The sequence below is a fragment of the Streptomyces noursei genome (genome assembly GCF_016917755.1).
Taxonomy (GTDB): Bacteria; Actinomycetota; Actinomycetes; order Streptomycetales; family Streptomycetaceae; genus Streptomyces; species Streptomyces yunnanensis.
On the sequence record NZ_CP070326.1, the window covers coordinates 835,476 to 852,062 of the forward strand.

At 71.2% G+C, this 16,587-nt stretch carries 15 protein-coding genes; 9 read left to right on the plus strand and 6 right to left on the minus strand.

Annotated elements, in window-relative coordinates:
- Positions 1-964 precede the first annotated feature (964 nt).
- The gene (locus JNO44_RS03520) at positions 965-1,546 is read left to right on the plus strand and encodes a cytochrome P450 (protein WP_240167928.1); all 582 of its coding nucleotides are present in this window, start codon (positions 965-967) and stop codon (positions 1,544-1,546) included.
- Positions 1,547-1,628: 82 nt separating this feature from the next.
- The gene (locus JNO44_RS03525) at positions 1,629-1,817 is read left to right on the plus strand and encodes a DUF3224 domain-containing protein (RefSeq protein WP_235092147.1); all 189 of its coding nucleotides are present in this window, start codon (positions 1,629-1,631) and stop codon (positions 1,815-1,817) included.
- Between the two features lie 61 nt (positions 1,818-1,878).
- Here the strand turns inward: JNO44_RS03525 and JNO44_RS03530 are convergent, their stop codons facing one another.
- Together JNO44_RS03530 and JNO44_RS03535 are read right to left on the minus strand one after the other, a co-directional pair.
- Positions 1,879-3,225 (minus strand): (2,3-dihydroxybenzoyl)adenylate synthase, encoded by a 1,347-nt coding sequence (locus JNO44_RS03530; RefSeq protein WP_240167396.1) that lies wholly within the window; start codon positions 3,223-3,225, stop codon positions 1,879-1,881.
- Between the two features lie 436 nt (positions 3,226-3,661).
- On the minus strand, positions 3,662-4,573 hold the full coding sequence (locus JNO44_RS03535; RefSeq protein ID WP_205361307.1) for a cupin domain-containing protein: 912 nt from the start codon (positions 4,571-4,573) through the stop codon (positions 3,662-3,664).
- A 293-nt stretch (positions 4,574-4,866) separates the two neighbouring features.
- Here JNO44_RS03535 and JNO44_RS03540 point away from each other — a divergent pair, with 293 nt between their 5' ends.
- Positions 4,867-6,183 carry a cytochrome P450 family protein gene (locus JNO44_RS03540; protein WP_205361309.1) on the plus strand — a complete coding sequence of 439 codons (1,317 nt, stop codon included), beginning with the start codon at positions 4,867-4,869 and terminating at the stop codon, positions 6,181-6,183.
- A gap of 71 nt (positions 6,184-6,254) precedes the next feature.
- On the opposite strand, the gene JNO44_RS03545 is transcribed toward JNO44_RS03540, so the two are convergent.
- Positions 6,255-6,911 carry a response regulator transcription factor gene (locus JNO44_RS03545; RefSeq protein ID WP_205361310.1) on the minus strand — a complete coding sequence of 219 codons (657 nt, stop codon included), beginning with the start codon at positions 6,909-6,911 and terminating at the stop codon, positions 6,255-6,257.
- The gene (locus JNO44_RS03550; RefSeq protein ID WP_205361311.1) at positions 6,904-8,061 is read right to left on the minus strand and encodes a sensor histidine kinase; all 1,158 of its coding nucleotides are present in this window, start codon (positions 8,059-8,061) and stop codon (positions 6,904-6,906) included. The genes JNO44_RS03545 and JNO44_RS03550 overlap by 8 nt, the downstream gene beginning before the upstream one ends.
- Positions 8,062-8,231: 170 nt before the next feature.
- Between JNO44_RS03550 and JNO44_RS03555 the strand changes: the two genes are divergently transcribed.
- From JNO44_RS03555 to JNO44_RS03565, 3 genes are all read left to right on the plus strand, one after another.
- Positions 8,232-8,693 (plus strand): hypothetical protein, encoded by a 462-nt coding sequence (locus tag JNO44_RS03555; protein ID WP_205361312.1) that lies wholly within the window; start codon positions 8,232-8,234, stop codon positions 8,691-8,693.
- A 303-nt stretch (positions 8,694-8,996) separates the two neighbouring features.
- Positions 8,997-9,368, plus strand: a complete 372-nt coding sequence (locus JNO44_RS03560) for an ATP-binding protein (RefSeq protein ID WP_205361313.1) — start codon at positions 8,997-8,999, stop codon at positions 9,366-9,368.
- 117 nt (positions 9,369-9,485) lie between these two features.
- On the plus strand, positions 9,486-10,376 hold the full coding sequence (locus JNO44_RS03565) for an RNA polymerase sigma factor SigF (protein ID WP_205361314.1): 891 nt from the start codon (positions 9,486-9,488) through the stop codon (positions 10,374-10,376).
- A gap of 49 nt (positions 10,377-10,425) precedes the next feature.
- Here JNO44_RS03565 and JNO44_RS03570 read toward each other — a convergent pair whose 3' ends face one another.
- Together JNO44_RS03570 and JNO44_RS03575 are read right to left on the minus strand one after the other, a co-directional pair.
- Positions 10,426-11,595, minus strand: a complete 1,170-nt coding sequence (locus tag JNO44_RS03570) for a macrolide family glycosyltransferase (protein WP_205361315.1) — start codon at positions 11,593-11,595, stop codon at positions 10,426-10,428.
- A gap of 153 nt (positions 11,596-11,748) precedes the next feature.
- Positions 11,749-11,943 (minus strand): hypothetical protein, encoded by a 195-nt coding sequence (locus JNO44_RS03575; RefSeq protein WP_039639080.1) that lies wholly within the window; start codon positions 11,941-11,943, stop codon positions 11,749-11,751.
- Positions 11,944-12,192: 249 nt separating this feature from the next.
- Between JNO44_RS03575 and JNO44_RS03580 the strand changes: the two genes are divergently transcribed.
- From JNO44_RS03580 to JNO44_RS03590, 3 genes are all read left to right on the plus strand, one after another.
- Positions 12,193-13,632, plus strand: a complete 1,440-nt coding sequence (locus tag JNO44_RS03580) for an oxygenase MpaB family protein (RefSeq protein ID WP_205361316.1) — start codon at positions 12,193-12,195, stop codon at positions 13,630-13,632.
- Between the two features lie 397 nt (positions 13,633-14,029).
- Positions 14,030-15,763, plus strand: a complete 1,734-nt coding sequence (locus JNO44_RS03585) for a hypothetical protein (protein WP_240167397.1) — start codon at positions 14,030-14,032, stop codon at positions 15,761-15,763.
- Entirely contained in the window at positions 15,760-16,446 is a 687-nt protein-coding gene (locus JNO44_RS03590) for a hypothetical protein (RefSeq protein WP_205361320.1), read from the plus strand. Before JNO44_RS03585 ends, JNO44_RS03590 begins: the two co-directional genes overlap by 4 nt.
- The last annotated feature ends 141 nt before the right edge of the window (positions 16,447-16,587 follow it).

The window sequence follows — 16,587 nt, forward strand, 5'->3', positions numbered from 1 at the left end:
TTTCTGGCCCGGGGCGACACTGCCGCGCCCGCCAGGCCCATCCCGTCTGTCACACCTGCCCCCTCACGCCCTCCGATTTCCACAACCTCCGCCATATTCACGGACGTTGGCACCATGCGGGCGACAACGGCAACTCCGTGACCACCTCGCCGAGTCGGAACATCACGACCGGCAAGCGGGTCCAACAGTGCGGCGGTCGGACCCACGAGGGCGTAGCCGTTCGCGTCACCCGGCGCGTCCTCGTCATGGCCGTGGCCGTGACTGTGGCCGTGGCCGTGGCCGTGGCAGCTGGCACAGCCGTACGAGCGGTGCGGCCCCCTCACGCGCTCCCCCTCGCATGCAGCCGCTGACCGCGGGAGAAGGGCGCGTCGAGTGGTAGATGGAGCCATGACACTTCTGAAAGGTGATTACGGGTGATCACGGGTGATCATGGGTGTCCAGGAGGGGCGCGGGTGCGGGTCAATCGATTCCCTGACCCGCTTGCGGTCCGGCAGCGCCGCGGTCCGGTGCCGGACAGCCTCGCGCGGCTGGCGGACGGCCTCGCCGGCCAGGCGTGCCGGGAGAGGCTGGCGCGGCTGTCCATGGGGCCGCCCGGGCACCCCGGCCTGGATGGGGCACAGGTCGTAACCGCCACCGATTACCGGCCCTATGGGTCACCGGGGATGCCCGGCTCGCCGGACGGCGACCGTCTCTGCGCAGAGTTCACGGACGCGCTGTTCAGCGACGAGGTCACCAAGAGCATTCAGGAGAGCGGTCCGTTGGCGATCCTGGCCGCCACGGACGCCGCCCGACGGATCCTGGCCGGTCCGGGCAACCCCCTGGGGGACCGGCTGGCCGCGCTCGCCGCTGCCATTCCCGCCGAAGGCGGTGAGGCCGGGCCGATCATCGACACGTATCTCGCGCGGCGGAGATCCGCGACACGATCCTCACCGCCTTCCTGGCCGGGACGGGGACGACGGCCAGCATTCTGGCCCGGTCCCTGGATTTGCTGGCCCGCCACCCCGAGATCGAACAGCGGCTGCACGCCGAGGTCGACACCGTCCTGAGCGGAAACCCGGCCACCCACGCCGATCTGCCCCGCCTGGAACTGACCGAACGCATCATCACCAAAACCCTCCGCCTGTACCCCTCGGCCTGGTTCCTCACCCGCACGGTCACCCATGACACCCACCTGGGCAGGCGCCCACTGCCCGCCGGCACCGGCATCGTCTACAGCCCCTACCTCATCCACCACCGACCCGGCCGCTACCCCGACCCCGAAACCTTCGCCCCCGACCGCTGGGACCCCGAGCACCCCCAACCTCCCCGCAACCGCTTCATCCCCTTCGCCACCGGCGCCCGCAAGTGCATCGGCGACACCTTCGCGACAACCGAGGCCGTCCTCTCCCTCGCCACCATCACCGCCCGCTGGAGCCTGAAACACCTGCCCGGCCACCGCCAGACCCGCCCCCATCCTGGGAGCGTCGTTCGGACCGGGCGAACTTCGGATGCAGGCAACTCCTCGGTAGAGGCTTCGGAGTGCGGTTCACCTTACGGATCACCATGAACGGCTCGGCTCAGGCACGGCCGGCACGATGTCAGTGGTGGGTCCTACGATCCGGGGATACGAGCTTTAAGGAACATTCACAGTGGCCGACTTCAGCCCGACCTCCGTGCCGAGCCCGGCGATCGAGACCGCGGTGCCCGTCGGCCTCGCCTTCGTCATCGTCCCGGGCAGCGGAACGAGTGAGCTGGCCGGGATCACTGGGGCCGGAGGCATCGCCGTCGACGCGGACGGCACGCACCGGATCTGGTTCGACTACGGCCTCGGCAAGTAGCCCAGCAGCTCAACAGGTCACCCCCGGAGCCGGAAGGGCCGTGTGATCCGCCGGAACGTGCTCAGTGAAGGCGGCCGGTCACCGCCAGGTTGCCGTCCGGGGTGCGTCGCGCGAGGTTGCCGGTGCGGAAGAAGCCGTCGGTGGTGAAGGAGCGTGCGTTGTGCTCGGGTGCCCGGTAGTAGCCTCGCAGGGTGTATGGACCGCGGGCGAGGAGTTCGCCGGGTTCCCCGTCAGGAACGTCCTTGCCGTCAACGTCGACGATGCGGATCTCGTCGTCGGGCGAAAGCGGGCGGCCGTGCGTGCTGAGCACGGTCTCGTCCGGGTCCGTGGGCCGGGTGAGGGTGAGCAGCCCCTCGGCCATGCCGAACACCTGCTGCAGGCGACAGCCCCATTCGGTGCCTATCCGTGCGGCGGTCGCGCGGGGCACGGTGGGGCCGTCGATCTGCACGAGACGCAGGTTGCTCAAGTCGGCCTGCATTGTCGGTAGTTCGTCGAGCCAGCGTTGGGCGACGGCGGGCACCAGCGACGTGACGGTGACCCGCTCTCGCCCGATGACTGGAAGGCATGCGGCGGGTTCCGGGCTCTCGACCAGGACGACGGTGCCGCCCACGGACAGGGTGCCGAGGATGCCTGGGCACCCGAAGGTGAAGTTGGACTCGGCGGGCAGCGCGGCGAGATACACGTCGTTCTCGGTGAGCGATACCAGCTCGGCGGCGGCCCGCGCCTGGTAGGCGTAGTCGTTGTGGGTGCGTGGGACGAGCTTGGGCGCCCCGGTGGTACCACCGGAGAACAGGAAGAACGCCACCTGGTCGGCGCTCTGCACGAGCGCCCGCTCGGGTGGGGAGTCGACGGACGCCAGCGGGAAGTAGTGACAGCCCGACGGGTCGGTCGAAAGGCCGCCGTACGGGGACGAGGCGTCTGGCGCCCCAAGGGTGAACACCCGCCGCAGGAAGGGACCTTGTGCCGCGATGTCCGCGACCATCGCCGTGTGGTCGAAGCCCTGGTACGTCGAGGGACCGACGTATCCGACGGCCTCCGCGATCCGCACGAGGTGGGACACCTCGGACGTGCGGCACGAGACCGGGCAGAGCACCGGAACCGCGCCGACGCGCATCAACGCGAACGCGGTGACGACGAACTCGGGGACGTTCGGCAGCTGGACCACGACCCGTTGCCCGGGCCGCAGGCCGCGCAGCCGGAATCCGGCGGCCATGCGGTCCACGCGCCGGTTGAGGGCCGCGTAGGTGATGCGGATGTCGCCGTGCACGAGTGCGGTCCGCGGTCCGTACTGCAAGGCCCAACCGCGCAGCAGGTTGTCCAGCGTATTGCCACGCCAGTGTCCGGCCGCCCAGTAGCGGTCGACGAACACCTCGGGCCAGGGCGTGCAGCCGTCGAGCATGGATGTCATTCGCTTCCTTCTGTACCTGCTTCCGGACCGGACGCCCACCGCGGGCCGGCGGAGCCATCTGGCCCGACGCGCACCACACGCTCGATCCGATACCCGCCGCAACTCGGCTTGTGCAAGGGCCAGTTCGCTCGACCCGGTCAGTCACCACCTCGCCCATGTCCCCCATCAGGATCGGGGTGCCGCGTACCGCCGGTCCCTTCCATCCGTCGCCGATCCAATCCGTCGACACCCCCACCCGCAATGCGCTTTCTCCACCATGAACGCGGAATGCCTTCAGCAGAAAGCCCAAGGAGCGCCGCTGACCAGGGGGAATCGCCCACCAAGGCCAGCAGCCGATGTGCCGGTGCGCAGCCTTTTCACGACGCACGGCCGATCGTCTGCTCTCCGGGCCAGCGTCGGCGGAGGCAGCGGATACATCGACGGGCTGGCCGCTCCCTCAACCAGGTATGCCTTGGCCGTCCGCCGAGTCCTCCTCGTAGGTGACGTGGTACTGGCGCGTGTACCGGTTGAGGGCGGCCGGATCGAGGCGTCCGCCCCTGCTCACCTCGGTCCGGTGCTCTATCAGGGTCTCCACCACGCACTCCCAGCCACCGGGCGAGGAGATCTGGAGCACGCGGGGCGGTGGGGTGGAACCAGGGCGGATCGCGTGCGGGACTCCGTGCGGCAGCAGGACGAACTGCCCCGGGCGCGCGATGTGTTCGTCGCCGTCGAAGTCGATGTGCAGTGCACCGTCGAGCACATAGATGCCCTCGTCGGCCACGTGGTGGGTGTGCCGCGGGATGGGCTGGGCCACGGTGACTTCCAGGAACGAGAAGAGTCCGGCGGTGTCGGCGGTGCGGGCCTTGACGCTGAAGGCGGGCGGTACCGGAATTCGGCCGGGTCGCGCCTCGCCGGGGCCGAGTACGAAGAAGCACCGGGCGGCGCCACCGTCAGCGGCGCCGGCATCGGCATCGGCATCGGCATCGGACCGTCCGGGGGCGCCCGGCGCCGACAGCTGGAGGGTGTGCGTGGCGGAGTCGGCGCCGCCGAGGTTGCGCAGGGCGTGTGGGACTCCGCGGGGCACCAGGGCACACATGCCGCTGGTGAGGTGGTGGGTCTGGTCTCCGATGTCGAGGCCGAGATCGCCTTCGCGGACGTAGAGGAAGGTGTCGAAGCCCAAGCGGCGCATGGTGTTGGGCACTTGGGCGGGGGTGCCGGTGCCGCCGTCCCATTGCTCCGCCATGAGGGAGAAGCGGCCCTCGGTGTCCCCGGGGCCGGCCTTGAGTGTCGCGCCTGGCGGTAGGGGGACGGGAGTGGGGGTGGAGCGGGAGGCACCCGCGTCCAGCAGGAAGAAGCGGTCCTTGGGCATCTGGAGTTCCCTTCTGGGTCCGTCTGGGGACGCTGAGCCGTCATCGTCGAGAGGATGCGATGATGAGGAATCGGAATCCGATTCCGTTTTGTTTCGTGTTCCATGGATAGCAGGGGGCGTGAAGCAGTGTCAAAGGTTTCCGGATCGTCACCAGGCACGTCGTGGACAAGACGGGACGGGACAGCTCGGCGGAGTGCGGCAACCGTCGCGTCCAGACGCGGAGGCTCCGTCCCCGCGCACCGGTTGGCGTCTGCGATCATCACCGTCGACCCTGACCCTCAACGGAGACAGCCATGACACCGCACCTGGAGCACAGGCAGCAGACCGACCCGAACGGGCAGCTCGACACGTCCAGGTCGTCCGAGCACGGTGACCGGGACGGTGACGGAGGCTGGGACGATGACGGTGACTGGGACGATGGCGGCGTCCTACGGCCGTTCGGCGCGGAGTTCTTCGCGGATCCCTATCCGGTCTACGCGCGACTCCGGAGCTTGGGACCCGTCCTGAAGGTCGCCCTGCCCGGCGGGGCGCGGGCCTGGCTCGTCACCCGCGAGGAACACGTGCGGGCGGGCTTGACCGATCGGCGGCTGTCGGTGAACAAGGCGCACTCCCGCAACGGCTACCAGGGCTTCTCCCTGCCGCCCGCGCTGGACGCCAATCTGCTCAACGTCGATCCGGACGACCACGTCCGGCTGCGTCGGCTGGTCTCCCAAGGGTTCACGCCGCGGCATGTCGAGCGACTCCGCGGGCGCGTCGTCGCGGCGGCCGAACACTACGCGGACCGGCTGGCCCAACGCCTGGCGGAGGACGGGGAGGCCGAGCTCTTCGAGGCGTTCGCCAATCCGCTGCCGCTGGTCGTCATCGGCCATCTGCTGGACGTGCCCGAGGCCGACGGCAGGACGTTCTCCCATTGGGTCGCCGCCATGATGGCGCCGTCCCACGCCGGGCACACCGCGGAGGCGATCGGGCACATCCACCGCTATCTGGTCGGGCTCATCGACGCGCGGCGCGCGACCCCCGGGGACGACCTGCTGTCCTCGCTGATCGCCGCACGGGACGACGACGACCGGCTGAGCGAGGACGAACTGGTCTCGCTGGCCTTTCTGCTCCTGATGGCCGGGACCGAGAACGTCCAGCACCTGATCGGCGGCGGGCTGCTCACCCTGCTGCGCCACCCCGAGCAGCTCGCGGCGCTCCGCCGCCGACCGGAACTCATGCCGGAGGCCGTCGAGGAACTGCTGCGCTGCGCCCACCCCAACCAGATGGCGATCCGCCGGTTCCCCACCGAGGCCGTGGAGATCGCCGGTACCCGGATCCCGGCCGGCGACACCGTGCTGCTCTCGCTGGCCTCGGCGCACCGCGATCCGGCCCGCTATCCCGAACCGGACCGCTTCGACATCCACCGACCGGACAAGGCCCAACTCGCCCTCGGCCACGGGCCGCACTACTGCCTGGGGGCATGGCTGGCCCGGATGGAGATCGGGATCGCGTTGGGCACGCTGATCGAACGGTTCCCCGAGCTGCAACTTGCCGTTCCTTATGACCAGTTGGAGTGGCGGGAGTCGTTCCGGTCGCATGCGTTGCGACGGTTGCCGGTGTCGGTCGGGTGAGGCTTCGGAGTAGTCGGCACCGGGTGTGAGGTGACGGTCGGCGAGGTGATGGCACGTCAGGTGACATTAAGTCAGAGGCCGTGATCGCGTACCCGCTCGACCAGGGCCGCCGCCTCCGCCCGGCTGCCGACCTGGAGCTTGCCGAAGAGGTTGTTGACGTGGGTCTTGACGGTGGCGACGGAGACGTAGAGGGATTCGGCGATGGCACGGTTGGTGCGGCGTTCGCTGAGCAGTTGCAGGACCCGGGTCTCCTGCACCGTCAGGGCGTGCGCCGCCGCGATCCGTTCCAGGGCGGTGCGGTGGGTCAGTCCGCGCACCATGGCCGAGGCGATCTCCGGGGCGAAGGTGCGGTGCCCGTCGGCGGTCGCGGTGATCGCGGAGACGATCTGGGCGCGGCCGGCGCTCTTGGTGAGGTAGCCGGCGGCGCCGGCCTGGAGCGCGCCGACGATGGAGGCGTCGTCGGCGTAGGTGGTGAGCACCAGCACCGCGGGCGCCGGGTCGAGCGCGGTGAGGGTGCGGGTGGCGGCGATACCGTCGACGCCGGGCATCCGCAGGTCCATGAGCACCACGGCGGGGGTCAGGTGCCGGGCCAGTTCGACGGCGGTCGCGCCGTCGGCCGCGGAGCCGACGACGTCGATGTCGGGTTCGTGGTCGAGGATGGTCACCAGGCCGTCGCGCACCGCGGCCTGGTCGTCGGCGACGATCACCCGGATCGGTCGGTCACTCATAGGGCACCCGGCATTCCACGATCCACTCTCCGTTCACCGCGCCGGCGGTCAGTCCGCCGCCTACGATCTCCGCGCGTTCCCGCATGCCGGGCACGCCGTGGCCGCCCGTGACGCCGGGTTCCGGCCGTTCGACGGGTGGGGCCAGCCGGTTGGCCACGCGCAGCAGTGCCGCGTCCCGGCCCGCCGTCACGACGACGGCGACGGGCGCGCCGGGTGCGTGCTTGCGGGCGTTGGTCAGTGCCTCGACGGTGACGGAGGCGATGACCTCGCCGACCGGTCCGGGCACCCGCGCCGGCTCGCCCCGCACCTCGACGTCCACCGTCATGCCCAGCGCGCGGACGCCGGTGACGATCTCGCCGAGCGCCGCGTCGATGCCGGCGGGGAGCCGGCGCAGGGCGTCCACCGCATGCTTGGCCGCCACCAGGCCGTCCGCGGCCATGGCGCGTGCGCCGCGGACCCGGTCCACCACGTCCGCGTCCGCTCCGCGGGCCACCGAGACCGCCTCCAGGGCGTCCAGTTGGATCACCAGGCCGCCGAGCGAGTGGGCGAGGACGTCGTGGATGTCCCGGGCGATCCGGGCGCGTTCCTCCTGCACCGCGAGCTCGGCACGGCGCTCGGCCGTGCCGCGTTCGGAGCGGCGGTCGAGGGCGTTCAGCCGGGCCAGGAATCCGAAGCCGAAGCCGGTCACGGCGGAGATCAGCACCGAGACCGTCAGCCGGGGATCGCCGTCGACGGCCTCATGGGCGAGGGTGAATCCGGCGATGCCGGCGGCGAGGGCGCCGGCGATCCACAGTGCGGGCGTCTCGGCGGCGGAGATCAGCAGGAACAGGCCGCTCGCGCCGACGAACGCCGGTGCGGACGCGTCCGTGGAGCTCAGCCCCGCGCAGACCCCGCCGCCGACGAGCAGCACGCTCCAGGCCGTCTGCGTCCAGCGCGCCGTGAGGACGTGCCGGACGGTCGCGGTCACCGCCCACAGCCCGAGCAGCGCGCACAGGAGCGCGGTGTGCCACGGCGGGTGGGCGGTGAAGCTGTGGAAGGTGACGGCGAGGGCGATGGCCAGGCCGTGCAGGGCGAGCCTGCGCAGGCGGGAGGCGTCGAGGCCGTCCCGGAATCCACGGGCCGGTCGCCCGGGTATGTCGTCGTTCCGCACGGGCCCATTTTGGCCGCACCGGCACGGGGCCCGGACCGGGCCGACGCGATCTCCACCCTTTTCTCCAACCTGGTGGCCGATCCGTTGACCTGGGCTCCTGCCGCAGGGTGAGGAGTGGCGGTGCCTCGCCACCGCCCACTCTCGTCGTCGTACAGAAGGTTCTGGGGGCCATGGACAATCCCACCGTCAACAATCTCGCCATCACCGCCGTCGTGCTGATCTGGCTGCTGTCCCGGCAGCTCACGGAGCGGCCCCTGCGGGAGAAGTCCCCGGTCGGCCTGGTGCTGGTCGTCATCGGCGCGGTGGAGACCGGCGTGTACGCCGCGTCCCATCCGCTGTCCTGGCGGGACGGTGCCCTGGTCGTCGCGAGCCTGGTCGTCGGGGTGCTACTGGCGACGGTGCGCGCGTTCACGGTGCGACTGTCGGTGCGCGGCGGGCGGGTCGTGCGGCAGGGCACGGTGCTCACCGCGGCGCTGTGGGTCCTCGGCCTGGGGCAGCACTTCCTGATCGACACCGCGGTCGCGGCCGAACTCGGGGCGGTCACCGTGCTGTTCTACTTCGGAGTGGTGCTGTTGGCACAGCAGCTGGTGCTGGTGCGGCGGGCCGCCGCGATGGAGCTCTCCGGTCGCTGACCTGTGGTCGCCCATCGCCGCCACGCCGGGCTGCCGGGGCCGCGCGGCAGGCGGCTGATCGACCGCGCCCCGGCGGTCCGCGGACCGCACCGCGGCCCTCGACGCGATGATCGCCGAGGCCGCAGCCCACGTCCGACCCGGCCGGCGGCCCCGGCACCGCCCTCCTCCCCCGCTCGGTCGTCCCCCGGGGCCGCCGGCCCTCGCGCAGCGGTGTGGCAGAGTGGCCCCCCGATGCACGTTTTGCAGGACGGCGGGTAGGCGCACACCCTAGGTCGGATCCCGCACCGTCAGGGGAGGTGAACGGTGGCTCGCACCGTGGAACTGCCCGCTACCTCGGCCGAAGCCCGCGACCGCGTGCTGGCCCTGCTGCGCGCCTGTCATCGGCAGGTCGACGAGGTAGTGGTGGCCGATGCCCTGCTGATCACCTCGGAACTGGTGACCAACGCCCTGCGGCACGCCGGCGGGGTCACCGGGTTCGCCGCCCGCGTCGCCGGGGACCGCCTCGAAGTGATCGTCGAGGACGCCAGCCCCGCCCGTCCCTTCGTCCCGTCCGACATCCGGGACGGCCGGATCGGCGGCTACGGCTGGTCACTCGTCCGCCGACTCGCCACGTCCGTCGCCATCACGCCGTCGGCGGACGGCAAGGGCATCCACATCGCTCTGCGCCTGACGTGACCCACCCCGCCGCGTAAGCGACGCATACCGAATCGCCACCCTCCGTGCATGCCCCGGCCCCGTCCGGGTAGGCGGCGCCACAGGTGCCCGCGGGGGCCGGGCACGGAGGGAGGCGTGATGACCATCGTCGTGAACGGCACCGCGATGCCAGCACACACCACGGAACACGACGACGGTCTCCCGGAGGTCAGGTGCCCGCGGGCCATCGCGCCCCGGGACGCACGCGAGCTCTCCAAGCAGTTCTTCGACCGGCTGCGCCACCTAGAGGAGGGCACCCGTGCGTACCAATACGCACGGAACACCCTCATCGAGATGAACATGTCGATGGTGCGGTTTGTCGCCCGCCGCTATCGTCATCGCGGCGACGACATGGAGGACATCGTCCAGGTCGGCATCATCGGGCTGATCAAGGCCATCGACCGCTTCGACCTCTCCCGCGAGGTGGAGTTCTCGACCTTCGCCGTCCCGTACATCCTCGGCGAGATCAAGCGCTTCTTCCGGGACACCGGGTGGGCGGTGCACGTGCCCCGGCGGCTCCAGGAGTTGCGCACCGAACTCGCCAAGGCCAAGGAGGCGTTGCACGCGGGCCTGGACCGCGATCCCACGGTCGCCGAGCTCGCGGCGCATCTGCGGCTGCCGGAGGAGGAGGTGATCGAGGGGCTGGTCGCGGCCAACGGTTATTCCGCAGACTCCCTGGACACCCCGGTCGATGCCGACCCGCTCGACCGGCGCCGCGCGCTCACCGACGTCCTCGGCGAGGCCGACCCCGCCCTGGAGACCGTCGAGGACCTGCACGCCCTGGCACCGCTGCTGCGGCAACTCGCGCCGCGGGAACGCCGCATCATCGAGCTCCGCTTCGGCCAGGAGATGACCCAGTCCCAGATCGGGGCCGAGCTCGGCGTGTCCCAGATGCACGTCTCCCGTCTGCTCAGCCGCACCCTGACGACGCTGCGCGCCTGCATGCTCAGCGACCCGGCGCCCGGCTCCGCCCCCGGGTCCGGCGGGTGACGCGAAGGCCGGTCCGCCCGCACCACCCTGCGGGGGACCGGCCGACCGCTCAGCCCAGATACTCCTCGATCACCTCGGCGCCGCGCGCGGCGCCGCCGCTCCCCCGGACGACCTTGCGCATCCGGTCGAGGTTGGCGCGGACCGTGGGGTCGGTGGCGACCCGGGCGACCGCGGCGCGCAGCGACTCGGCGGTCACCGTGCGCGCGTCGAGCTGCTCGCCGAGCCCGAGCTCGGTCGCCCGGCCGGCGTTGGCGGCCTGCTCGGGCATCTGCGGGACGGCTATCAGGCCGACGCCGTAATAGAGCGACTCCATCGTGGAGTTCATGCCGGTGTGCGAGACGAACGCGGTCGCCCGCTGGAGCACGGCCGGCTGCGGGAACCGCGACCGGACGTCGAACGAGGCCGGCAGCGGTCCCAGCTCCGCCGGATCCAGCTCGCCCACGGACATGGCGACCTGGTACGGCTCGTCGGCGAAGGCTTCTATGCAGGTGCGGTAGAACTCGGGCCGGTTGTTGAAGACCGTGCCGAGCGAGATGAACAGCACCGGCGCCTCGGGGGCCCGCGGCGACCAGGGTTCGTCCGCCCGGCTGCCCAGCGAGGGGCCGATGAAGTGGTAGCGCTCGTCGAAGGTGTCGCCGGCCGGCTGGAACTCCCTCGGTATGAATACCAAGTTGCGCTCCGCCGCCACGTCCAGCAGGTTCGCCGGGTCGAGCGCGACGCCGTGTTCGGCGGTGAACTGCTCGCAGCCGGCGGCGATCGCCCCGGCGACCGGACTCTCCTCGCCGGTGGCGTCCATGAAGCCGGTGAACAGCGAGTAGTGCTCGTTGGAAGCGAAGTGGGGAAGGAGGCGGACGGCCGGCAGCCCCAGTTGTTCGGCGGCGACCCGGGCGGACCAGTTCATGCCGTCGAAGCAGATCGCGTCCACCGGTTCGGTGGTGCAGTGTTCGCGCAACACCGGGTAGGCGTTGCGCATTCCGGCGAACAGGTGGCCCATGAAGCGACCGAAGGTCTCCGGTCCGAAGTCGGCGGCCGGCTGCATCGGGGGGAGCGACGGCAGCTCCACCCAGCGCGCACCGGCCCTGGTGACCTCATCGGCGTGTATCGCGCCGGTGGCATAGTCCACGCGATGGCCGCGCCGCACGAGTTCCTCGACCAGCGGCAACGTGGGGTTGACGTGCCCGTGACCACCAAGGGCCGTGAATAACAGGTGTTTTGCCATATCGAAAAGCTTACCGATTTCGATTTTTCACCCCCGACCCCACCCACCCCACCCGGATCGGCACCGGCGCCCACCGGCGCTGGCACTGGCACTGGCACTGGCACTGGCACTGGCACGACATCACTGCGGAGTCGTTGCGGAATCATGTCGGAGTCACTGCTCGGACGGCAGTCGTCGCACCAGGCTCCGCGCCAAGTGGCGTGCCGCGTGCGACCCTTCGCCGTTCCCCGCCGCCAGCAGCCGCAACAGCTCGATCGCGGCCTGCGCCTCCCGCAGGGTCAGCAGCGGCAGGCGTGGCTCGTCCAGGTCCACCACACCGTCGACGAGGCTGAGTAGACGGTCGTTCATATCGCTCATGGACGGGTTAACGGCCACTCACTTGCCCGGTTACGGCCCGTAAACGGACGCGGTCACGGCCGGCACGGGCGGGCCGCCTCCCGGGGCGCGCCGCACGAGACGGCAAACCTGCCGGGCCGTCAGATCGCCCGGACGTGTGGATTCCCACGGGAACGGCTTCCAAGTCAGCTTTGCGGACGGCTAGTTGTACCGCAGCGCGATTGCGATCACTTCCGACACACCGTCCCCTGGGAGACGCCCGTGACCACTGTCCTGCCCGGCCCTGACTCCTTGCTGCGCCGCACCCTCGGGGAGCGGCGGATCGCTCTGGTGGCATGGCGCCTGCTGGTGCTGCAGAACGCCGACCCCGGCGTCGCCGCCGGCCTCGCGGAATTCTCGACCTACCGCGCCCATCCATGGCGGCGGGTGGAGCACACCATGGACAGCGGCCAACGGCTGTTCTTCTCCGACCGCGACGGGCTGCGCCGGGAGATCGCCCGCCTGGAACGGGCGCACCGCCGCATCCAGGGCACCGACGGACAGGGCCGGGCGTTCACGGCGCTGGACCCGGCGGTGCGGGTGTGGGTACTGGTGACGCTGTACGAGTCGATGACGGCGATGGGCGAACTGGCCGGCACTCCCCTCGATCCGGCCCAACGCGACCAGCTGTACGCCGAGTTCCGCGCCGTGTGCGACGAGTTCGCGCTGCCGGCGGAACTCTTCCCCGCCACCGCCGCGGACGTACCCGCCTACATGGAACGCACCATCCGGGAACGCCTGGAATACACCGCGGCCGCACACGACCTGTTGTTCCAGATGCTGCGCCAGGCTCCCGCCCCGCGCCGCCTCGGCCGCCTCCGACCCGCCTGGCCGCTCATCCGCCCGGTGGTCGCCCGCATGATGACGGCTCTGACCCTCGCGGACCTGCCGCCGGCCTTCCGCGAGCGCTTCGACCTGCGTCGCAGTCATGGCGCCGCCGCCTTGTCCTGGTCACTGCACCACGGCATGCGCCGCCTGATGACGCACCTGCCCGACCGGCTGCGCTACCGCACCCCGGAATCAGCCCGTGCGGTCGCCGCCGGGCAGACGGCCGCCGCGCCGCACGGCGGCGGTGACACCGCGCGGGCCGGGCGGGTGCCACGGACCCGCCGGTCCGGTCGCGGCACCACGCGCCGAGCACGGGTGGAGGCGTTCTTCCGGCAGGTGCTGGACCAGACCGGCGACGGCTACCTCACCGGCCCCGACCTCCAGGCCATGGCGCACAACGTCTGCTGGCAACTGGAACTGGACGACGAGCGACAGGCCCAGGTGTACGCGGGCTTCGACGCCTGGTGGCAGCACATCCACACCTCGATGGACACCGACGGCGACGACCGGGTCTCCCGCGCCGAGTTCACCACCGCCATGCTCGCCGGAATCGACCGCGACCCCGACTACCTCGCCAAGGGCCTGCACGCCGCGCTGCGCGCCCTCTTCCGCGCCGCCGACACCGACGGCAGCGGCCACCTGGGCGCCGACGAATACCGCGCCCTCTTCGGCGGGTCCCGCGTCCACCCGGCCGAACTCAACCACGGCTTCCGCCAACTCGATGTCGACGGCGACGGGCAGATCACCGAGGAGGAATTCCTGCGGGCGTTCACCGACTACTTCACCGCGCGCACCGACTCCGCTGCCGGCACCCAACTCCTCGGCCGCCCCTGATCGAAGCGGCCCCACCGCCTGCGCGAGCGGCGGCGCGACGGCGTGGCTGTCCGCCTGTTCACCGACCCGGGGTCGGATGGACAGGCGGTCGCCTCCAGCCAGCCGGCCTGGTCCAAGTCACCAGGGTCATGGCGGCCCAGGACCATCACGGCCAGGACGTGACAGCCAGGGCGTGACGGCCAGGACCCGCGGTGGGGCACCGGCCTCCGGACCTCCCTCACCCCAGTCGGACCACCCCCGCCAACATCATCAACTACGCACCACCGCACAGGAGTTACCAATCCCCGGCAATCCCTTCCGGGCCTGGCAGCCGGGCGTCATACTGCCTCCGTAGCAACTCCCTCAACTCCTCGCAACAGAGGACGAGTTCGATCACGGGGGTGCATGACAGTTGTCCGTGCCCGAACAACCCTCCTCCCCACCGACATCCACCGCATCGTCGTCGCACACCACCTCCCCTCCGCAGACCGCGCCGCCGGAGTACGGTCGCAGCGAGGCCACCCGGCTGCTCTGCGCGGGGGTCTACTTCGACGGGCAGTTCCGCCACCGCGTCATCCAGGAACTGGTCGAGCACGAGGAACGGCCGATCGCGCCCTCGCTGGGCTACGACGCACTGCCAGTCCTGGCGCACGCCCTGCGGGCCCGGCGCCGGGAGACCACAACCGGACTGGTGCTGCTCGCCGTCTGGGCGGTGTTCGTCGGGCTCGACCTGGCCGACATCGGTTCGCAGTCGCTGCTGCCCATCCCGTGGTTCCTGGCGTACGGAGCGGTCTGCTTCGTGTCGTGGTTCGCCCGCGGAACCAGGAGTTCCCTCTTCACCCTCCAGCGCTCGGTGATCAAGGAGGCCACCCGTGGGCGCCTGAAGGCGGTCCTGCCGGTCCTGCCGTTCGCGATCGCGGTGGCGTACTGGGCGGTGGTGCTGCTGTCGCTGTTCCGCGGTGCCGATGCCTGGATCGCGGTGGTGTTCCCGATCCTGCTGGTGCCACCCGTGTGGGCGTACCGGACGCATGTCGTCTCCGTCATGCGCCATCAGTTGAGCCGTGACGCCTTCGCCAAGGGATGGCGCGCGGACCTGCCGGCCACCGAGCAGTTCCGGCGCATCGGTGCGGCCATCGCCCGCGAACAGCACGCCCGGCTGGCCATCTACGACCCGTTCCGGCCCTTCGTCGGCGCCGGTGAGCCGTACAAGCCGTGGTCGGTCGCCATGGAGCTCAAGCACAAGTCGTGGTCGGCACCGCCGGAGGCCGGTGAGGCGGGCGCTCCGCCCCCGCCCGTGTCGTTCGTCAAGCGGGAGTCCGCGAGCGAGGCCGCACCGCTCACCGGGCGTGAGGTCGTCGAACTGATCAAGCCCCGCCTGGCGGCCCTGCGCAACTCGGCCGCGGCCACCAGCCGGGACCGCCTGCGCGCCCTCGAAGTCGACGAGTTGGTCTATCTTCCGGTGGGGCTGCCGCGGGACCAGGTGGACTACGACCCCGAGGTCATCCGGGAACACCTGGACCGGGCGGTCGGGGAGGGCGCCGAGGCCCGCCGGCACTTCCTGCGGGTGCGCGTCGGGGCCTGGGACGAGCAGGTCGCGATCTGTCTGCTGGTCCGTATCCACACCCAGGGCGGGATGTTGGTCCTGGAGGTCGCGCCCCACGTCCTGACGCCCGTTCGCCCGGAGTTCAAGTCGGTGGATGTGCTGGCGGCGCACGGTGCGGACGGCCCGCTGCGCGACGCCGTCCGCGGCGTGCTGACCAGTCCCTCGGCGGGTTTCGCCGCGGGGATCGCGATGTGCCAGACGGCGCTGTCGCTGTTCCGCACCTGGCTGATGATGCCGCAGTACGCCCTGCCGGACGCGCCGGCGGCGTCCGTGCGGGAGTTGGGGAGCGTCAAGGAGATCTCCCTGTTCCAGGAGATGGACCTCAGCCGGTATGTGAAGACGCTGCAGGACCGGATCGCCAACGGGGTGCAGGAGGCCCTGCGGAACAAGGGCTACGAAACAGGCGTGTTCGATCAGTACATCATCAACGTCGGCGAGGGCGGGGTCTTCATCGGCGGGATGAGCGGCGGCGCGGTCGCATCGGGCGAGCGGGCCTCGGCGAAACACACGGACACATCGACGGAGAATTCGGGGGGCGGTCGAGGATGACGATCAGGGACCGGGGACGGGAAGCGGACCGGGAGCCGGCGACAGGCAGGGAAGGGACACCGGGCCCGGGGACCTCTGCCGGCGAAGCCGCCGGGCCGAGCGGGACGGCCGGGGCGACCGAAGAGGACGGCATCCCCCTCCCCCGCGCCCAGGCGCCGGCCGGCGGCAAAGGCCACGGCGGCGGGATCAGCATCGGTGTGCTGACCGGTGGCGCGGTCGCCGCCGGGGACCGCGCCAGCGCCGAGGACCGCTCGCTGCGGGACGGCCGCGCGACACCGCCGCTCCCGCCCACGGCCGGCACGGAGGCACTCGCCGTACCGGGGAGCACTCCCGGCGGCATCAGCGTGGGCGTCATGGCGGGCGGCGCCGCTGCCGCCGGTCCGGACGCCCGGGCACTCGACGCCTCCACCCAGTCTGCCGTCGCCGCCTCGCCGGAACTCCGCGCGGCGCTCTCCACTCTGCGCGAGCAGTTACCGCTGCTCAACACCAGTGACGAGACGGCGGAGATCGATGCCCGGCTGGCCGACGCCGAGGAGGAGATCGACGCCACCGGGCAGGTGCGACGGGACCGTCTGCAGTGGCTGCGCGACCGGCTGGACCTCGGCGCGACGGCCGTGGCCGGGCTCGCCTCGGCGGCGACCGTGGTGCAGCAGATCACCCAACTCCTCGGCGGCCAGGGCTAAGGGTTGTCCCGTAATCCCTGGCGGGCGCACGGCGACAGCTACGGCACTCCCCCAGTTGACGCCGGGAGGTACCCCCACGCCGCGTTGTCGGAACATCCGGATACACCCGGTATCCGGATGCCCCTCCGCCGTGCGATGCAC

Coding starts and splice junctions, on each gene's coding strand:
- JNO44_RS03530 (WP_240167396.1), bottom strand. CDS start 3,225: ATGACATCCATGCTCGACGGCTGCACGCCCTGGCCCGAGGTGTTCGTC.
- JNO44_RS03535 (WP_205361307.1), bottom strand. CDS start 4,573: ATGCCCAAGGACCGCTTCTTCCTGCTGGACGCGGGTGCCTCCCGCTCC.
- JNO44_RS03540 (WP_205361309.1), top strand. CDS start 4,867: ATGACACCGCACCTGGAGCACAGGCAGCAGACCGACCCGAACGGGCAG.
- JNO44_RS03545 (WP_205361310.1), bottom strand. CDS start 6,911: ATGAGTGACCGACCGATCCGGGTGATCGTCGCCGACGACCAGGCCGCG.
- JNO44_RS03555 (WP_205361312.1), top strand. CDS start 8,232: ATGGACAATCCCACCGTCAACAATCTCGCCATCACCGCCGTCGTGCTG.
- JNO44_RS03565 (WP_205361314.1), top strand. CDS start 9,486: ATGACCATCGTCGTGAACGGCACCGCGATGCCAGCACACACCACGGAA.
- JNO44_RS03570 (WP_205361315.1), bottom strand. CDS start 11,595: ATGGCAAAACACCTGTTATTCACGGCCCTTGGTGGTCACGGGCACGTC.
- JNO44_RS03575 (WP_039639080.1), bottom strand. CDS start 11,943: ATGAACGACCGTCTACTCAGCCTCGTCGACGGTGTGGTGGACCTGGAC.
- JNO44_RS03590 (WP_205361320.1), top strand. CDS start 15,760: ATGACGATCAGGGACCGGGGACGGGAAGCGGACCGGGAGCCGGCGACA.